Raw genomic sequence first — 16,832 nt, forward strand, 5'->3', positions numbered from 1 at the left:
GTCGGGCCGGGCTGCTCACCCTCGGCGGCTACCGGTTCGACACCGGCCCGACCGTGCTCACCATGCCCGAGCTGCTCGCCGATGCCTTGGACTGCGTCGGCGAGGACCTCGACCGCTGGCTGACGCTGACCCGGCTCGACCCGATGTACCGGGGGTTCTTCGCCGACGGCTCGTCCCTGGACGTCCGCGCCGACCCGGCCGACACCGCGGCGGAGATCCGGGCGCTGTGCGGCCCGGCGGAGGCCGCCGGCTTCGAGCGGTTCGTCACCCTGGTCACGGAGATGTTCCGCGCGCAGCTGCGGCACTTCATCGATGCCCAGGTGGACTCGCCGCTGTCACTGCTGCGCCCGCAGCTCGCCCGGCTCGCGGCGCTGGGCGGTTTCCGCCGGCTCGACGCGGTCGTCGGCCGCCACCTGCGCGACCCGCGGACCCGGCGGATGTTCTCCTTCCAGGCGATGTACGCCGGGCTCGCCCCGCACGACGCCCTCGCCCTCTATGCCGTCATCTCGTACATGGACTCCGTCGCCGGGGTTTATCACCCGACCGGCGGCATGCACGCCGTCGCCGAGGCGATGACCGGCGCGGCGGTCAAGCACGGGGTGACGGTGCGCTACGAGACGACGGTGAGCCGGGTGGAGGTGCGTGGCGGTCGGGCGGTGGCGGTGCACACCACCGCCGGCGAGCGCATCGGCGCGGACGTGGTGGTCCTCAACCCGGACCTGCCGATCTCCTACGCAGAGCTGCTGCCGCCGGCGGCGGCGCCGGCCCGGTTGCGCCGGCTGCGCTACTCGCCGTCGTGTTTCCTGCTGCTGGCCGGCGCGCGGGTGGAGTACCCGCACACCGCACACCACACCATCCATTTCGGCCAGGCCTGGCGGCGGACGTTCACCGAGATCATCGACCGCGGCGAGCTGATGAGCGACCCGTCGTTCCTCGTCTCCACACCGTCGCACAGCGAACCGGCGATGGCACCGGCCGGCGGGCACGCCTACTACGTGCTCTTCCCGACGCCGAACCTCACCGCGCCGCTGGACTGGTCGGTGCTGCGCTCGCGCTACCGCGACGAGGTCGTCGCCACCTGTGAGCGGCGCGGCTACGCCGGATTCGGCGACGCCATCGAGGTGGAGCAGGTGACCACCCCGGCCGACTGGCGGGCTCGCGGGATGGCGGCGGGCGCGCCGTTCGCCGCCGCCCACACCTTCCGCCAGACCGGCCCGTTCCGCCCGGCGAACATGGCGCCGGGGCTGGCGAACGTGGTGTTCGCCGGCAGCGGCACCCGGCCCGGCGTCGGCGTGCCGATGGTGCTCATCTCGGGGCGGCTGGCGGCGGAGCGGATCCTCGGCGCCGATCGCGGTTACCGCTCGCGTGCGCTGCGCTCCGGCCCGCCGGCCTGAGCGGAAAGTTCCTGAAAAGGGGCTTAGAAGACGCCTGCGACCGAGCCGTGCCGAGTCCTTTGGCGCCCCATTCCGCCTTGGGGCTGGGAGAATACCGCCCATGGACGATGGGCAGAGCCCGGCCGGCCTCGCCGCCCCGGACACCACCTCGGACGCGGCGTTGCTCGAGCGCGCCCTGTTCGAGATCAAGAAAGTAATCGTCGGGCAGGACCGCATGGTCGAACGCATGCTCGTCGCGCTGCTGGCCCGCGGGCACTGCCTGCTCGAAGGCGTGCCCGGGGTGGCCAAGACGCTGGCGGTGCAGACCCTGGCCACCGTGGTCGGCGGCTCGTTCGTCCGGATCCAGTTCACCAACGACCTGGTTCCCTCGGACATCGTGGGCGCCCGCATCTACCGGGCCAGCCAGGAGGCGTTCGACGTCGAACTCGGGCCGGTCTTCGCGAACTTCGTGCTGGCCGACGAGATCAACCGGGCGCCCGCGAAGGTGCAGTCGGCGCTGCTGGAGGTCATGTCGGAAAAGCAGGTCTCCCTCGGCGGGGCCACCCACCGGCTCCCCCGGCCGTTCCTGGTGCTGGCCACGCAGAACCCGATCGAGTCCGAGGGCGTCTACCCGCTGCCCGAGGCCCAGCGCGACCGGTTCCTCATGAAGGTCAACGTGCCTTATCCCAGCCCCGCCGAGGAGCTGGAGATCGTCCGGCGGATGGGCGTGTCACCCCCGGTGCCCGAGCGGGTCCTCGGCCCGCGGGTGCTGGAGCGGCTGCAGGAGCGGGCCGACACCGTGTTCGTCCACCACGCCATCATCGAGTTCGCGGTGCGCCTCGTGCTCGCCACCCGGGCGCCGGCCGAGGCCGGGCTGCCGGAGCTGGCCGGCCACCTCGCCTATGGCGCCTCGCCGCGCGCCTCCCTCGGCCTGGTCGCGGCGGCCAGGGCGCTCGCGCTGCTGCGCGGACGCGACTACGCCGTGCCGGACGACGTGGTCGCCGTCGCCCTCGACGTGCTGCCCCACCGGCTGGTGCTGTCCTATGAGGCGCTGGCCGAGGGGCTGACCACCGACGCGATCGCCGCCCGCATCCTGGAGGTCGTCCCGCAACCGCAGGTGGCGCCGCGCCAGCAGGCCCCCTATGCCACCGGGCCCATCGGGCCGAACACCGGCGGCTGGGGCACCAACCCGCGCTCAGGCTTCCCCGAGTACCTCGACCGGGGCCCGCTTTCATGACACCGGACCCGGGCCGCCCCGGCCCGGCCGTCGCCACCCCGGCCGTCGACCCGGCGGTGGAGCGGACGCTGCGCCGCCTGGAGCTCACCGTGCTGCGCCGCCTCGACGGGATGCTGCTCGGCGACCACCTGGGACTGCTACCCGGCCAGGGCAGCGAGAAGGCGGAGAGCCGCGAGTACTCCATCGGCGACGACGTGCGCCGCATGGACTGGGCCGTCACCGCCCGCACCACCGTCCCCCACGTCCATGACCTCATCGCCGACCGGGAGCTGGAGACCTGGACCCTAGTCGACCTCAGCGCCAGCAGCGAGTTCGGCAGCGGCGCCTGGGAGAAGCGGGACCTCGCCGTCGCCGCCACCGCCGCGGTCGGTTTCCTCACCGCCCGCACCGGCAACCGGATGGGCGCGGTGGCGCTCACCCAGACCGGGACGAAACTGATCCCGGCACGGCCTGGTCGCAACGGTCTGCGGGCGCTGCTGCGCGGCCTGCTCACGCTGCCCCGCACCGCGCACGACCGGCCACAGCGCCGACCCGACCCGGCGGCCGCCACCGACCTCGCCGCAGCCGTGCAGGGCCTGCTGCGCCCGCCGCGCCGACGCGGCCTCGCCGTCGTCATCTCCGACTTCCAGTCCACCGATCTCGGCTGGGAACGCCCGCTGCGCGTGCTCGCCGCCCGCCACCAGGTGCTCGCCATCGAGATCGTCGACCCGCTGGAGCTGGCCCTGCCCGCGGTCGGCCTGCTGCCCGTCGTCGACGCCGAGACCGGGGCGATGCTGGAGGTTCCGACCTCGTCGCGCAGGTTCCGGGAGCGATACGCCGCGGCCGCCGCGGCGCACCGCCGGGAGGTGTCGCTGGCCCTGCGGCGCGTCGGCGCCGACCATCTCGTGCTGCGCACCGACTCCGACTGGCTCGTCGACATCGTCCGCTTCGCCTCGGCGAACCGGCGCGACCGCGGCGCCGGGCGGCGCGCGCCGGTCGGTCGCGCCGGCCCGGCGGCTGCCGGCCCGGCGGCTGCAGCCGGCCGTCCGGCAGGCCGGCCAGCCTGGGCGGCCTGGGCGGGTAACCGGTGAGCTTCCTCGCCGGCCACTGGCTGTGGCTGTATCTGCTCGTCGCCGCGCTGCTCGCCGCCTACATCGCCGTCTCCGCGCGGCGGCGGGTGTACGCGGCCCGCCTGTCGTCCACCTCGGTGCTGGCGTCGGTGCTGCCGCGGCGCCCGCAGTGGTGGCGCCGCCACGTCCCGGCCGCGCTGCTGCTGCTCACCCTCGCCGGCATGGTGCTCTCCCTGGCCCGCCCGGCCCGCGCCGAGCGGGTTCCCCGGGAGCGCGCGACGATCATCCTGGCCATCGACGTGTCGAACTCGATGGCGGCCACCGACATCGCCCCGAACCGGCTGGAGGCCGCCAAGCAGGGTGCCGAGGCGTTCGTCGACCAGCTCCCGCCGCGTATCAACCTGGGCCTGGTCTCCTTCGCCGGCAGCGCGACGGTGCTCGTGCCCGCCTCCACCGACCGCGAGTCGGTCCGTGCCGGCATCCGCGGCCTGCAGCTCGGCCCGGCGACGGCCATCGGCGAGGGGATCTTCGCCTCGCTGCAGGCCATCAACACCGCGGGCAAGCGGTTCTCCGACGCCGGCCAGAGCCCGCCGCCCGCGGCCGTCGTCCTGCTCTCCGACGGCGAGACCACCCGCGGCCGGCCGAACACGCAGGCCACCGACGCCGCCCGGCAGGCGCACGTCCCCGTCGACACCATCGCCTACGGCACCAGTGACGGCACCCTCGACGTCGGCGGCCAGGAGGTGCCGGTGCCGGTCAACGAGCAGGCCCTCAACGAGATCGCCGACCAGACCGAGGGCTCCTACCACCGGGCCGCCACCGGCGACGAGCTGCGTTCGGTCTACAAGGGCCTGGGCAGCTCCATCGGATACCGCACCGAATACCGGGAGATCACCACCTGGTTCCTGGGCCTGTCCCTCGCGCTGGGCTTCCTCGCCGCGGCGAGCTCGCTCGCCTTCACCTCCCGCCTTCCCTGAGGACTCTCGCCGGCCATCGGGCTCACGCGTCTACGCTGAGCGGCATGGGGGAGCTCGACGCGGCCGGGATCACCGATCCCCGGTTGCGCGCGTCCTACGCGCGGGCCCGCGCCCTCAACGCCGCCCACGGGCGCACGTACTACCTGGCGACCCTGCTGCTGCCGCAGTGGAAACGCGCGCACGTGCACGCCCTGTACGGCTTCGCCCGCTACGCCGACGACATCGTCGACGACCTCGACTCGATGCTGACCGGCGACGAGCGGGCCGCCCGGCTGCGGGCCTGGGGCGGCCGGTTCCTCGCCGCGCTGAGCGACGGTGTGCCCGCCCACGCCGTCGAGGCCCAGCTTGCAGGCAGGGACGGTGGCCAGGGCAGGCTGGCAGGTGAGGTGTCGGTGCTGCCGGCGGTCGTGGACACGATCCGCCGCTTCGCGCTCGACCCCGGCCACTTCGCCGTGTTCCTGTCCTCGATGGCGATGGACCTCACCGTCACCGAGTACGCGACGTGGGAGGACCTGCTGGTCTACATGCACGGCTCGGCCGCGGTGATCGGCCTGCAGATGGTGCCGCTGCTCGAGCCGGTCGACCACAGCGCGTTGCCCTACGCCCGCGATCTGGGCCTCGCCTTCCAGCATGCCAACTTCATCCGCGACGTCGGGGAGGACCTGCGCCGCGGCCGGGTGTACCTGCCGCAGACGTCGCTGACGTTGTTCGGCGTCACCCGGGAGCGCCTGGCCACCGGGGTCGTCGACGGGCCGGTCCGCCGGCTGCTGGCGTTCGAGGTCAGCCGGGCGCGGGAGCTGTTCCGGGCGGCGCAGCCCGGCATCCGGCTGCTGCACCCCACCTCGCGGGACTGCGTGCGGACCGCCTTCGTGCTCTACCGGGAGATCCTCGACGAGGTGGAGCGGGCGGACTACCGGGTGCTGGAACGCCGGGTTGCCGTCGGGCTGCCCCGGCGCCTCGCAGTGGCCGGCCCGGCCCTGGTCCGGGCCGCGCGGGCGCGTCGCCGCCACCACGGCGGCGCTGCTCAGATCAGCTCACGCCAGATCAGCTCACGTCAGATCAGCTCACGGCCGCCCAGGTAGGGCCGCAGCACCTCGGGGATGCGCACCGCGCCGTCGGCGGTCTGGAAGTTCTCCAGCAGCGCCGCCAGCAGCCGGGGGGTGGCCACCGCGGTGTTGTTCAGCGTGTGGGCGAAGCGGATCGCGCCGTCGGAGTCGCGGTAGCGCAGGTTCGCCCGGCGGGCCTGCCAGTCGTGCAGCGTGGAGCAGCTGTGCGTCTCCCGGAAGCGGCCCAGTGACGGGAACCAGGTGTTGATGTCGTTCATCCGGAACTTGCCGACGCCCATGTCCCCGGTGGCGCATTCGACGACCTCGTAGCACAGCCCGAGGTCCGTCAGGATGCGCTCGGCGGTGGCGAGCAGCTCGGCGTGCCAGCGGGCCGACTCGGCCTCGTCTGCGACGCAGAGCACGAACTGCTCGACCTTCTCGAACTGGTGCACCCGCAGCAGGCCGCGGACGTCTCGGCTGGCACTGCCGATCTCCCGGCGGAAGCACGGGGAGATGCCGGCGTAGCGGATCGGCAGCCGGGCGGCGTCGAGGATCTCCCCCGCGTGCAGGCCCACGAGCGCCACCTCGGCCGTCCCGGCCAGGTACAGGTCGTCCTCGGGGATCGCGTAGATCTCCTCCCGGGCCTTCGGCAGCATCCCGGTGCCGATCAGCGGCTCCTCGCGGACGAGCGCGGGCACCGCCACCGGCGTGAACTCCCGGGTCCGCAGCAGGTCCAGCGCATACGAGTGCACCGCCCGCTCCAGCATCACCAGGTCGCCGACGAGGGCGTAGGCCCGCTCGCCGGCGACCTTGCGGGCGCGGGCGAACTCGGCCCAGCCGCGCTTCTCGGCGAGCTCGGTGTGATCCAGCGGGGTGAAGTCGAACTCCGGGAGCGTGCCGACGGTGCGCAGCACCACGTTGGCCGCCTCGTCCGGGCCCACCGGCGCCCCCGACCAGGGGATGTTCGGCGTCAGCAGCATCAGCTCGGACAGCCGCGCGCCCGTGCGGGCGAGCTGCTCGCGCAGGTCCTTGAGCTGGCGGTCGAACGCCTCGTGCTCGACCCGCAGCTCGGCCCGCCGGGCCTCGTCAGCCTTGGCGAACTGCTTGGCGAAGCTCTTGCGCCGAGCCTGCGCCTCGTCCACCTCGAACTGCAGCTTGCGATTGTCCTGGTCGAGCTGGAGCAGTTCGTCGACATCCAGGTCCAGGCCCTTGACCGCGACCGCGTCCTTCACGGCCTGCGGATTCTCCCGGATAAAACGCTTATCGAGCATGAATCGCGTCAGCCCCTGATCGGTACCGCATCTCACTTTGCGGCAACGCTACCAGCCACCGCCGACGCCTCCGGGCCATGCCCGATCATCTGCGGACGGCCGGGCACACAGCGGGCGCACAGGCGGCTTCGGCATGCTCGCCGGAGGTGCGCTGCCCGGCCGGCTGCCGCCGAGCGGTTACGGTGCACAGACCACCCGTGTCCGCCGTGGCGGGACGGGACGGGACGCAGCAGCAGAGAACCTTGCCAGGTTCGGGATGTGAGGAGGCCGGCGACGGTGGCCAGTTCCAAGGAGCGACGGCAGCGCGAGCTCGCCGAGGCCCGCGAGGCCCGGCAGGCCCAGCGGCGGCGGGTCACCCACCGGCGCCGCCAGCAGCGGCTCGCGATCGTGGCCGGCTTCGTGACGATCGTCGTCGCGGCGTCGGCGATTGCCGCGATCCTGCTCACCGGCAAGGACGACAAGTCCGACGTCACCGCCGCGGACGCGGCCCCCAGCGCGGCCCCCAGCGCCGCCGCGGCGGCCACCAGCAAGGTCGGCGCCTGCACGTACACCGCCAACGGCGAGACTCCCGCCCGCAGTGCCACCCCGCCGAAGGCGGCCGCCACCGTCGACACGTCCCCGGCCACCATGACCATCAACACCGACGCCGGGACGATGACCGCGAGCCTGGACGCGCAGAAGGCACCGTGCACGGTCCACGCCCTGCGCACGCTCGCCGACGCCAAGTACTACGACGACACGCTCTGCCACCGCCAGACCGGCGGCGCCGAGGCGGGCATCTCCGTGCTGCAGTGCGGCGACCCGACGGGCACCGGCAGCGGCAGCCCGGGCTACGGATACGCCAACGAGAACACCGCTGGCGTCACCTACGACCGCGGCGTGCTCGCGATGGCGCACAGCTCCGCGCCGAACAGCAACGGCAGCCAGTTCTTCATCAACTACGCCAATCCCACGCAGGAGGGGGCGGCGGCGCTGGCCGGCGGCTACACCGTCTTCGGCAAAATCACCAAGGGGTTGGACGTCCTCGACAAACTCACCAAGCCCGGCGTGCAGGGCGGCGGCTCCGACGGCGCCCCGGCCAGCAAGGCGAAGATCCTGTCGATCACCGTTTCGCAGGGCAGCTGACTCTCCCAGCAGCCGTCAGCCGCCCCAGCGACGGATCGTGTCGATGCGGGCCTGCAGCTGTGCGGCGCTGGCCTGCCCGCTCGGCGGCCCGCCACAGGCCCGGCGCAACTCGGCGTGGAGCATCCCGTGCGGCTTTCCGGTGCGGTGGAAGTGCGCCCCGACGAGCCGGTTCAGTTCCCGGCGTAGCTCGGCGATGACCTCGTGGACCGGGCGGGTCGGCTGCTGCGCGCCGTCGCGGGCGGCGGGCACCTCGGGCTGCTCGCCCCCCGCCCGGGCGGCGGCGCTGCGCCGCGCGGCGGCCTGCTGAGTGGCTTGCTGGGCGGCCTCCCGCTGGCGCAGCAGGGTCGCGACCTGGTCCGGCTCCAGCAGACCGGGCAGGCCGAGGAAGTCCTCCTCCTCGACCGAGCCGGGTGCCGCGGGCGTGCCGAACTCGCCACCATCGAAGATCACCCGATCGAGATGGGCCGAAGAGCCCAACGCCGTGAACAGCGTGTCCGGCTGGTCGGGGGTGTCCTTGCGCCGGTTGGCGTCGCGCAGTGCCTCGTCGTCGAAGGCGTCCGGGTCGCGTGGCTGCTTCTCCAGCGCGTGGTCGCGCTGGACCTCCATCTCCCCGGCGAGGGCGAGCAGGGAGGGCACGCTCGGCAGAAACACCGAGGCGGTCTCGCCCCGGCCCCGCCCCCGGACGAACCGGCCGACGGCCTGGGCGAAGTACAGCGGGGTCGAGGCCGAGGTCGCGTAGACCCCGACGGCGAGACGGGGCACGTCGACACCCTCGCTCACCATCCGCACGGCCACCATCCACCGGTCCGCGGACTGCCGAAAGTTGGCGATCTTTGCCGAGGCGGTCGGGTCGTCGGACAGGATGAGCACCGGCGAGGAGCCGGTGATCCGGGCGAGCAGCCCCGCGTACGCCCTGGCGGTGGCATGGTCGGTGGCGATGACGAGGCCGGCCGCATCGGGCATGCCGCCGGCGCGCACCTGGGACAGCCGGGTGTCCGCCGAGGCGAGGACCGCCGGCATCCAGTCCCCGCCCGGGTCCAGGGCGGTGCGCCAGGCGGCGGCGGTCTGCTCGCCGGTCAGGGGTTCGCCGAGCCGGGCCGACAGCTCCGCGCCGGCGCTGGTCCGCCAGGACATCTCGCCGGAGTAGGCCAGGAAGAGCACCGGGCGCACCACGCCGTCGCGCAGCGCCTCGGCGTAGCCGTACGAGGAGTCGGCGATGCTGCGCAGCACCCCGTCCGGTCCCGGCAGGTAGGTGACGAACGGGATCGGGTTGACGTCGGAGCGGAACGGCGTCCCGGTCAGGGCGAGGCGCCGTGCCGCGGGGGTGAACGCCTCCCGGGTCGCCTCCCCCCAGGACAGCGCGTCACCCGCGTGGTGGATCTCGTCGAGGATGACCAGGGTGCGCCGGGCGGCGGTCCGCGCCCGGTGCAGCGCCGGGTGGGCCGCGACCTGGGCGTAGGTCACCGCGACGCCGGTGTAGTCCGACGAGGTCGCACCGGCGGAGTTGCGGAAGTCCGGGTCGAGATCCACCCCGACCTCGGCGGCCGCCGCCGCCCACTGCCGCTTGAGATGCTCGGTGGGCGCGACGACGGTGATTCGGCTGATCTCGCCGGTGCCCAGCAGGTCGCTGGCAACCTGCAGGGCGAAGGTGGTCTTGCCGGCGCCCGGCGTCGCCACGGCGAGGAAGTCCCGGGCTCCGGACGACGAGCGGGACCGGTAGATGTCGAGTGCCGCCCGCTGCCACGCACGCAGCGGACGGGTCGGGGCGCCGGATCCTGGCGGTCGAGGACGTCGGTCGAGGGGGCCGGCTCTCACGCCCATACTCTAGAAGGCGGCGCCCATGAGCGGGTAGCAGGCCTCCCGCGCGCCAGGAGGACCACTGTTTTCCCCCGGCTGGTCTTCAAGGGACCACAGACCGGCATGACCGTCTTATCTCACTGAGGGTTAAGCTCCAGGAGTCAACCGATTGACTTCGGAGGCCCCGATGCAGCTCACGACCGGTCCCTCGGCAGCTTCCCGGGTGCCTGTAGCCTCCGGATCGCCACCTGAGGTGCCGAAGCTCACCCGCGGTTCCGCGACCCGTACGGCGAACGCCCGGCTACGGCTGAGCCGGGAGGAGCGAGGCTGGTCGCAGGAACGCCTCGCGACCGAGATCCGGCGCTTCTCCGTCATCCACGAGGGCCGTGAGGCCGGGGTGACCGGAAACATGATCTGCAAGTGGGAGAAGGGCGACAAGAAACCGAGCCTGCGTTATCAGCGACTGTTGCGAGCCCTATTCGGCCGGTCCTCGGTGGAACTGGGTTTCGTCGACGACGAGGCGCTTCCCTCCGTCGCCGGATCAATGCAGAACGAAATGGGTCGGAGTATCGCTGCGGCTGCGCCCGGCGGCCCGCAGCAGATGGGCTGCGAGGTGGGGCCCGGGGGGACGCTGGTCCTGCAGGCGGACGCCGGCGTGATCGACTCTAATGGCATTCCCGTGGAACGACGGGACTTTCTCCGGCTCTTCGCCGCCGCGGGCGGCGTCGCGGTGGTGCCGTTAGCGACACCCTCGGACACCCCACCCTGGGAGCGGCTGTCCGCGGCGCTGCGCCGCCGGGCGAGCGTCACCCCGGAGCTCGCCGAGGAGTTGGGGCAGCGCACCGCGGGCCTGTACGGGCTGGAGGAGCGCGTTCCCGCCCGGGTCCTCATGCACAGGGTCACCGAGCACCTGGGACGGCTCACTCAGCTGCTGGAGTCGTCGAGCCGCTCGCCGGTGCGCCGCGAACTGACCTCCACCGCCGGCGAGACCGCGGCGCTGGCCGGCTGGCTGGCGTTCGACATGAACGACCAGCCCGCCACGGTGGCGTACTACCGGGTGGCCATCGAGGCCGCCCGCGAGGCCGACGACAACGCGCTGTGGGCGTGTGTGCTCGGCTACGAGAGCTATCAGACCGCCAGCCAGGGCCGCCATGACCAGGCATGTGCGCTGCTCGGCGAGGCCCAGCGGCGGGCGGCGACGGGCAGCACGGTGATGACCCGGGCGTGGCTGGCCGCCCGCGAGGCCGAGGAGCAGGCGGCGCGCGGCGAGGGGCGGGCGGCGCTGGCCGCGCTCGACCGCGCCCAGGATGCCTTCGAGCGCGGCGAGAGCGACGGCGACCGGGTATGGACCCAGTTCTTCGACCGGGGCCGGCTGGACGGGCTGAAGGTCACCACCTACACCCGGCTGCGCCGCCCGGCGGCGGCCTACGCGGCGGCCACCGAGGCGTTGCGGGCTGCGGCGCCCGCCGCCACGAAAAAGCGATCGCTGCTGATGAGCGACATCGCCGAGGTGCACATCCAGCGCCGGGAGATCGAGGCGGCCTGCCACTTCGCCGCCGAAGCGCTGTCCATCGTGGCCCAGACGGACTTCTCCCTGGGCCTGGCCCGGGTCCGGCGGACCCGCGACCACCTGCGGCCATGGCAGCACACTCAGGCCGTGCGAGACCTCGACGACCAGCTGCGGGCGCTGCTCTGAGCAAGCCTGTCTGTTCTCCGGACGTCAGCTCCGCACCGCAGGTGCGGTTTCCGCACTGATCCACTGCAGATAGTCGGCGTGGCCCGCGACTATCGGCGTGGCAATGATCTCGGGATTCTCGTACGGGTGCAGGACGACCAGCCGCTCGCGCAGCTCGTCGAATCGTTCGGTGGTCGTTTTCGCGAGACAGAGCCATTCCTCGGCCTGCTCGATCTCGCCCTTCCAGCGGTAGATGCTGCTCATCGGGCCGATCACCTGAAAACAGGCGACCAGGCGTGCCTCTACGAGCGCGCGGCCGATGCGCTCGGCGTCATCTCGGGAGTCGATACTCACGATGACCTGAAGGTGACCCACGCGCACTCCCATCCAGAAACGAGGGATACGCGAGATACTGTACATCGATCAGTGGCGTTTGCCGTTAAATTTACGGCGCCCGGAAGGGTGGTTGCAATTCTCCCGGCGACAATCCACCCTTATCGGCCCGGATGGGGCAGGTTTAGACACATTCTGCTTACCGCCGGTGGAACCGGAGGGCACTTTCCGGGGTGGAATCGCCACGCTGCGCGGCTGTACTCACGGCCGTTCAGGACGGCCCGCCCCTTTCGGCTCCGGGCCCGATCGGGCGCGCCGGCAGTACCCGTTCGAGGTCATCCGACCGGGCGGGATCAGGCCGGCGGCGCGGATCAGGTGGCGGCGCGGGCGGGCGGATCGGTGGCCGGCGACGCCTGGGTCTGGCACACGCGGTAACAGTCGTATACCCCGCCAACCCGGCGGACCGCCGAGAGTACCTTGTCGAGTTGCCCGGATCCGGTGACCTCGATGGTGAAACGGGCGTGGGCGACCCGGTCCTCGGAGGTCGTCGTCGACGCGGCCCGGACGGACACCGACGTCTCGGACAGGATCTCGGTGATGTCGGCAAGCAACCCATAGCGGTCGAAGGCCTCGACAGCGATCTCGGCGGGGAAGATCTTGACGTCGGGGACGGACCAGGTCGCCACCAGGACCCGATCCCGGTCGGCGTCCACCTCGGTGGCGTTCCCGCACTCGCGGCGGTGCAGCGACACCGCGCTGCCGTGGGTCGTGAAGCCGACGACGGCGTCGCCCGGCAGTGGCAGGCAACATCGAGCCAGCCGGACCGGCATGCTTTCGCCCGCCTCGTCGTCGGCGACGGCGGCGAGGCTCGGCACGCCGCGCCGGGCGAGCAGGCGCGCCGGCGCCGCGGAGGTCCCACCACCCACGGTGTCCCCGGCCGGGCCGCCGGCGCCGCCGGCAGCCGTCCCGCCAGGCCGCCCGGACTGCTCCGCTCCCTCCGGCAGACCCGAACCGGCCGCGGCGTCGCGGCGTTGCCGGGCGAGCCGGCGACGGATGCGCACGCGGGCCCGTGACGTCTTCACGAATCGCAGCCAGTCCTCCGACGGCCCGGCGCCGGGCAGGTTGGAGGTCAGGATCTCGACGACGTCGCCGTTGCGCAGCCGGGTGTGCAACGGGACGAGCCGGCCGTTGACCCGGGCGCCGATCGCCCGGTGACCGATGTCGGTATGCACGGCGTAGGCGACGTCGACGGGCGACGACCGCGGCGGCAGGGCGATCATCCGGCCCTTGGGGGTGAAGGCGAGCACCTCGTCGGAGTCCAGGTCGGACGACAACGACTCCAGGAACTCGTCGGAGTCGATCGTGTCCTCCTGCCAGTCCAGCAGGCTGTGCAGCCAGGACAGGCCCTCCAGCCGGGCGCCGTCGGCGCCGGGGCCGACCGGGCGCGCGACGATGCCCGTTTCCGCCAGCCGATGCATCGCCAGGGTCCGGATCTGGATGTCGATGCTGCGCCCGGAGTCGTCGACGACGGTGGTGTGCAGCGACTGGTACATGTTGAACTTCGGCGTCGCCACGAAGTCCCGCAGCCGGCCCGGCACCGGGCGCCACAGCGCGTGGATCACGCCGAGGGCGGCGTAGCAGTCGGTGACCTCGTCGACGAGGACGAGGACCCGGACGATGTCGGTGTAGTCCTGCGGGGCGCGGGCCCGCTCCTGGGCCCGCTTGTAGATCGAGAACAGGTGGCTGGCGCGGACGGCGACCTCGCTGTCGATGCGGGCGCCCACGAGGCCGGTCCGCAGCCGCGCGACCAGGCCCGCTACCAGTCCGGATGCCTGCTCGGCGGCGGTGAACTCGTCCACGATCGCGGCGATGCGCGCATACTCGGCGGGATGGAGCACCGCGAACGCCCGGTCCTCCAGCTCGCGTTTGATCACGCTGACGCCCAGCCGGTGGGCCAGCGGCGCCAGGATCTCCAGCGTGACCCGGGAGATCTTCACCTGTTTGGGCGGGGACATGAAGTCGAGCGTGCGCATGTTGTGCAGCCGGTCGGCGATCTTGATGACGAGCACCCGGTAGTCCCGGGCGAGCGCCACGATCAGCTTGCGCAGCGTCTCGGCCTCGGCCGCCTCACCGAAGCGCATCTTGTCCAGCTTGGTGACCCCGTCGACGAGGTTGGCGACCTCGCCGCCAAACTCCTCGACGACCGAGTCGAGCAGGTAGCCGGTGTCCTCGACGGTGTCGTGGAGCAGGGCCGCGATGAGCGTGGTCGTGTCCACGCCGAGCTCGGCGAGAGCCTCGGTGACGGCGAGCGGATGGCTGATGTACGCGTCGCCGCTGCGGCGCATCTGGCCGGCGTGCAGCCGCTCGGCGACGCCGTAGGCATGCACGAGGGCGCCGATGTCGGCACGCGGATGGTAATCGCGGTGGGCCTCCACGATGTCCCGCAGCTCGGGAGGCACCTGCGACATGCGCGGCGTGGCCATCCGCCGGGCGAGGTGCGCCAGGCGGACGCTCGCCTGCCGCGCCGCCGACAGGGCCCGGGAGGCGTCGTCCCCGGAGTCGGCCCGGGCCAGCGCCGGGGTCAGTCCGCCGCCCGCCGGCAGACCCGCACCTACGGCCTCAGCATCCACGGCGCCCCCCTTTGTCCCGCTAGACCTGTACGCCTGAGGTGACGCGAAAACAGTCGAACACCCCGTCGATGGATCGCACGGCACTCAGGATGTGCCCGAGATGCTTGGCATCCCCCATCTCGAAGGTGAACCGGCTGACCGCGACGGAGTCCCGGGTCGTGGCCACCGACGCGGACAGGATGTTCACGTGCCGGTCGGAGAGCACCCGGGTCACGTCCGAGAGGAGCTTGGTCCGGTCCTGCGCCTCAACCTGGATCACTACGAGGAACACCGCGCCCGACGACGGCGCCCACTCGACCTCGACGAGCCGGTCGTGCGGCCCGCCTCGCAGCCCGGTGAGGTTCGAGCAGTCGGTCCGGTGGACGGACACCCCCTTGCCCCGGGTGACGAAGCCGGCGATGTCGTCGCCGGGCATCGGGGTGCAGCAGCGCGCGAGCTTCGTCCACACATCCGGCGACCCGGTGACCAGCACGCCCGGCTCCCCGGTGGAGCGGCGCAGCATGCGGATCGGCAGCTCGGTCTCGCCGGCGTCCTCCTCGGCGCCCTCGGGGCCGCCGAGTGCCACGAGCAGCTTCGAGACGACCGCCGGGGCGCTGACGTGGTTCTCCCCCACCGCCGCGTACAGCGCGGCGACGTCGGCATAGCGCAGGTCCTTGGCCAGGTTCAGCAGCGCGTCGCCGCTCATCAGCCGGGACAGCGGCAGCCCGTGGCGGCGCATGGCCCGGCCGATCGCGTCGCGGCCGGCGACGATCGCGTCCTCGCGGCGCTCGCGGGCGTGCCACTGGCGGATCTTCGTCCGGGCCCGCGAGGAGTGGACGAACATCAGCCAGTCCTCGCTGGGCCCCGCCGAGTGCGCCCGGGAGGTGAAGACCTCGACGGTGTCGCCGTTGTCCAGCTCGGTGTCCAACGCCGCCAGCCGGCCGTTGATCCGGGCGCCGACGCAGTGATGACCCACGTCGGTGTGCACCGCGTAGGCGAAGTCCACCGATGTCGACCCGGCGGGCAGCGGGATGACGTCGCCCTTCGGGGTGAACACGAAGACCTCGTCGGTCTCCGCGGCGAAGCGCAGGCTGTCGAGGAACTCGCCCGGGTCGGCGGACTCACGCTGCCAGTCCAGGACCTGGCGAAGCCAGCTCATGAGGTCCGGCTCGGGGCCGCCGCGGCGCCGCGAGGACCGCCCGCCCTCGACGACGCCGGCCGACGGGCGGGCCGCGACGCCGTCCTCCTTGTACTTCCAGTGCGCGGCGATGCCGTACTCGGCCCGGTTGTGCATCGCGTGCGTACGAATCTGCAGCTCGATCGGCTTGCCCTCGGGCCCGATGACCGTCGTGTGCAACGACTGGTACATGTTGAACTTGGGCATCGCGATGTAGTCCTTGAACCGGCCCGGGATCGGCTTCCAGTTCGCGTGGACGGTGCCCAGGGTGGCGTAGCAGTCGCGGACCGAGTCGACGAGGACGCGGATACCGACCAGATCGTAGATGTCGTCGAACGACCGGCCGCGCACGACCATCTTCTGATAGATCGAGTAGTAGTGCTTGGGCCGGCCGGAGACGACCGCCCGGATCCGGGCGTCGCGCAGGCCGGCCTGCACCTGGCCGATCACCTCGGCGAGATACACATCGCGGCTGGGCGCCCGGTCGGCGACGAGGCGGACGATCTCGTCGTAACGCTTCGGGTACAGCGCCGCGAACGCGAGGTCCTCCAGCTCCCACTTCAGCGAGTTCATCCCGAGCCGGTGGGCGAGCGGGGCGTAGACCTCCAGCGTCTCGCGCGCCTTGCGCTCCTGCTTGTGCTCGGGCAGGAAGCGCAGGGTGCGCATGTTGTGCAGCCGGTCGGCGAGCTTGACGACCAGCGCCCGCGGGTCGCGGGCCATCGCGACGACCATCCGGCGGATCGTCTCCGCCTGCGCCGCCTCGCCGACCTTGACCCGGTTGAGCTTGCTGACGGCGTCGACGATGAGCGCGATCTGCTCGCCGAAACTCTCCCGGATCGCCTCCGCGGACAGGGAGGTCTCCTCCAGTGTGTCGTGCAGCAGGGCCGCGGACAGCGTCGGGGTGTCCATCCCGAGATCGGCGAGGATGCTCGCCACGGCGATCGGGTGGGTGATGTAGGCATGGCCGGAGAAGCGCACCTGGCCGGCGTGCGCGGCGTCGGCGACCTCGAAGGCCTGCTGAACCTGGTCGATGTCGGCCCGCGGATGGTTCGCGAGCAGGCCGCGCAGGACCGGGTCGAGGGCCGAGGACGGGGTGGCTCGGTGCGTCGCTAGCCGCGACAGGCGCCCGCGAACCCGGCGGGGCAGGGGCGGCGACTCGTGGC

At 72.5% G+C, this 16,832-nt stretch carries 12 protein-coding genes; 7 read left to right on the forward strand and 5 right to left on the reverse strand.

The window, feature by feature from the left end; genetic code table 11:
* The 5 genes from crtI to NBZ85_RS13570 form a co-directional block, all read left to right on the forward strand.
* Positions 1-1,394 (forward strand): phytoene desaturase family protein (gene crtI, locus NBZ85_RS13550; protein ID WP_261562019.1); only part of this gene is annotated, 1,394 nt, incomplete at its 5' end.
* Positions 1,395-1,494: 100 nt separating this feature from the next.
* Complete coding sequence (locus NBZ85_RS13555; RefSeq protein WP_261556087.1) at positions 1,495-2,610, forward strand: AAA family ATPase; 1,116 nt, start codon at positions 1,495-1,497, stop codon at positions 2,608-2,610.
* Positions 2,607-3,680, forward strand: coding sequence for a DUF58 domain-containing protein (locus tag NBZ85_RS13560; protein WP_261556088.1), 1,074 nt, complete (start codon positions 2,607-2,609; stop codon positions 3,678-3,680). Before NBZ85_RS13555 ends, NBZ85_RS13560 begins: the two co-directional genes overlap by 4 nt.
* Positions 3,677-4,636, forward strand: coding sequence for a VWA domain-containing protein (locus NBZ85_RS13565; RefSeq protein ID WP_261556089.1), 960 nt, complete (start codon positions 3,677-3,679; stop codon positions 4,634-4,636). The genes NBZ85_RS13560 and NBZ85_RS13565 overlap by 4 nt, the downstream gene beginning before the upstream one ends.
* A 44-nt stretch (positions 4,637-4,680) precedes the next feature.
* Positions 4,681-5,718: a phytoene/squalene synthase family protein gene (locus NBZ85_RS13570; RefSeq protein ID WP_261556090.1), complete on the forward strand. Its 1,038-nt coding sequence runs from the start codon at positions 4,681-4,683 to the stop codon at positions 5,716-5,718.
* Here NBZ85_RS13570 and serS read toward each other — a convergent pair.
* Entirely contained in the window at positions 5,691-6,953 is a 1,263-nt protein-coding gene (gene serS / locus NBZ85_RS13575) for a serine--tRNA ligase (RefSeq protein WP_261556091.1), read from the reverse strand. The two genes, NBZ85_RS13570 and serS, sit on opposite strands and share 28 nt — an antisense overlap.
* Positions 6,954-7,229: 276 nt before the next feature.
* On the opposite strand from serS, the gene NBZ85_RS13580 reads away from it, so the two are divergent.
* Positions 7,230-8,078 carry a peptidylprolyl isomerase gene (locus NBZ85_RS13580; RefSeq protein ID WP_261556092.1) on the forward strand — a complete coding sequence of 283 codons (849 nt, stop codon included), beginning with the start codon at positions 7,230-7,232 and terminating at the stop codon, positions 8,076-8,078.
* A gap of 15 nt (positions 8,079-8,093) precedes the next feature.
* Here NBZ85_RS13580 and NBZ85_RS13585 read toward each other — a convergent pair whose 3' ends face one another.
* On the reverse strand, positions 8,094-9,893 hold the full coding sequence (locus NBZ85_RS13585) for a DEAD/DEAH box helicase (RefSeq protein WP_261556093.1): 1,800 nt from the start codon (positions 9,891-9,893) through the stop codon (positions 8,094-8,096).
* 169 nt (positions 9,894-10,062) lie between these two features.
* Here NBZ85_RS13585 and NBZ85_RS13590 point away from each other — a divergent pair, with 169 nt between their 5' ends.
* Complete coding sequence (locus NBZ85_RS13590) at positions 10,063-11,571, forward strand: helix-turn-helix domain-containing protein (RefSeq protein WP_261556094.1); 1,509 nt, start codon at positions 10,063-10,065, stop codon at positions 11,569-11,571.
* A gap of 24 nt (positions 11,572-11,595) precedes the next feature.
* On the opposite strand, the gene cutA is transcribed toward NBZ85_RS13590, so the two are convergent.
* The 3 genes from cutA to NBZ85_RS13605 all read right to left on the reverse strand — a co-directional run.
* Positions 11,596-11,925, reverse strand: coding sequence for a divalent-cation tolerance protein CutA (cutA, locus tag NBZ85_RS13595; RefSeq protein WP_261556100.1), 330 nt, complete (start codon positions 11,923-11,925; stop codon positions 11,596-11,598).
* Positions 11,926-12,254: 329 nt separating this feature from the next.
* On the reverse strand, positions 12,255-14,513 hold the full coding sequence (locus NBZ85_RS13600) for a RelA/SpoT family protein (RefSeq protein ID WP_261556095.1): 2,259 nt from the start codon (positions 14,511-14,513) through the stop codon (positions 12,255-12,257).
* 19 nt (positions 14,514-14,532) lie between these two features.
* Positions 14,533-16,832: RelA/SpoT family protein (locus tag NBZ85_RS13605; protein ID WP_308205178.1), on the reverse strand; the 2,300-nt coding region annotated here is incomplete at its 5' end.

It is taken from the genome of Frankia tisae (assembly GCF_025403405.1).
Taxonomy (GTDB): domain Bacteria; phylum Actinomycetota; class Actinomycetes; order Frankiales; family Frankiaceae; genus Frankia; species Frankia tisai.

What these genes read in the sequence shown, in the direction of transcription:
- serS (WP_261556091.1), bottom strand. Translation starts at nt 6,953, where the DNA reads ATGCTCGATAAGCGTTTTATCCGGGAGAATCCGCAGGCCGTGAAGGAC.
- NBZ85_RS13555 (WP_261556087.1), top strand. Translation starts at nt 1,495, where the DNA reads ATGGACGATGGGCAGAGCCCGGCCGGCCTCGCCGCCCCGGACACCACC.
- NBZ85_RS13560 (WP_261556088.1), top strand. Translation starts at nt 2,607, where the DNA reads ATGACACCGGACCCGGGCCGCCCCGGCCCGGCCGTCGCCACCCCGGCC.
- NBZ85_RS13570 (WP_261556090.1), top strand. Translation starts at nt 4,681, where the DNA reads ATGGGGGAGCTCGACGCGGCCGGGATCACCGATCCCCGGTTGCGCGCG.
- NBZ85_RS13590 (WP_261556094.1), top strand. Translation starts at nt 10,063, where the DNA reads ATGCAGCTCACGACCGGTCCCTCGGCAGCTTCCCGGGTGCCTGTAGCC.